Here is a 1,243-nt window from a genome sequence, read left to right as displayed (position 1 = left end):
GCTGGCCGTCGTCCCGAGCCCCTCCCACGGCGGCGGGCGAGGACGACGTGCCGGTGGCGCAGCCGCGGGGTGCGCAGCACGCTGCCGCCGGGCGCGGCGAGGGTGGTGCGCGGCAGCAGCGGGCGGAAGTCGACGACCCCGTTGGGGTGGTCGGCAAGCAGTGGGCCGAGCCGCCGGGGCAGCATGACCGGCGCGAGGAAGCCCAGGTAGAGGACGTCGAGCAGTTCGCCGGTGCCGCGCAGCCGTAGCCGGAGCTGGTCGTCGGCCGGGTCATGGACGAGGTCGAGGTCGGCCTCGGCAAGGCTGGTCCACCGCCGGTCGGGGCCGATCTCGTCGGCGAGCAGCCGGGGGTGGAGGTTGGCGTTGAAGCCGCCGACCGGCCGGACCTGGGCGGCGCGGGCGCCGGCGCCGAGCCCGGAGCGGAGCTGCCGGGCGACCTCGGCGGCGGCCCGCGGGGGCAGGCCGTCGAGGAACCGGCTGGTGAAGCGCCCCCAGCCGCCGTAGACGTGGTTGACGCACACCAGGCCGTCCCCGGGGTCGCGTTGGAGGAACCAGGAGTAGCTGAGCGGCCGGGCCGCGGTCCAGTGGGGCAGTCGGGCGGCCAGGGCGCGGACCCGCTCGGCGGGGAGCACGAGTTCGCCGTCCAGCTCCGGGAGGTGGGCGAACTCCTGCCGTAGCAGGGCCAGTTCGTCCAGCAGGCCGGTATCCGCCCAGGCGTCCGCCGCGTCGGCGCCGAAGTCCCAGGGCGCGTCGCACACCCCGCCGACGCCGTAGCGGGCGACGAAGCGGTCCCGGGCGGCCCGGCGCATCAGGTGGCCGTGGTCGAACAGCTCGGCGAGCGCGGTGAGTTCGGCGATCGCCGTACGGTCGGCCGCGCTCAGTCGGGGGCGCGGCGCGGCCGGCGTGTGGACGTCCTCGCTGAGGACGCTGAGCGGCGCGGCCTCGTCCGGCACCGGCCGTCCGGCGTCGGCCAGCAGTCGCCGCCAGTGGTCGGCGAGGGAGGCCAGCAGGGCGGGGCGGCGCTCGCCCGGAGTCGCCACCAACGAGCGTGTCGTCAGGTCGAGTCGGTCGAGCCGTTCGGCCAGTGCGGCGTCCTCCGGCCACTGCCGCAGCCAGTCGGCCAGGCTGCGGAGCGGCCGCCGGTCCTGCGGGTCGACCGGCTCGGCGGGCACCAGCAGCCGGGCCGTCAGGAGCCGGCCCACGAAGCGGTGCGCGGCCGGGTCGTCGCCCGGGCGCCCGAGGG

1 pseudogene is annotated in these 1,243 nt (G+C 77.6%); it reads right to left on the bottom strand.

Annotated elements, in window-relative coordinates:
- Nucleotides 1–1,243: pseudogene (locus tag AE652_RS41625) on the bottom strand (hypothetical protein); the annotation flags it as partial.

The sequence above is a fragment of the Kitasatospora sp. MY 5-36 genome, from assembly GCF_001182915.1.
In the GTDB taxonomy this organism is placed as follows: domain Bacteria; phylum Actinomycetota; class Actinomycetes; order Streptomycetales; family Streptomycetaceae; genus Kitasatospora.
Note: the sequence above shows the minus strand (reverse complement) of the source record. Positions and strands in the feature narration are given on the sequence as shown.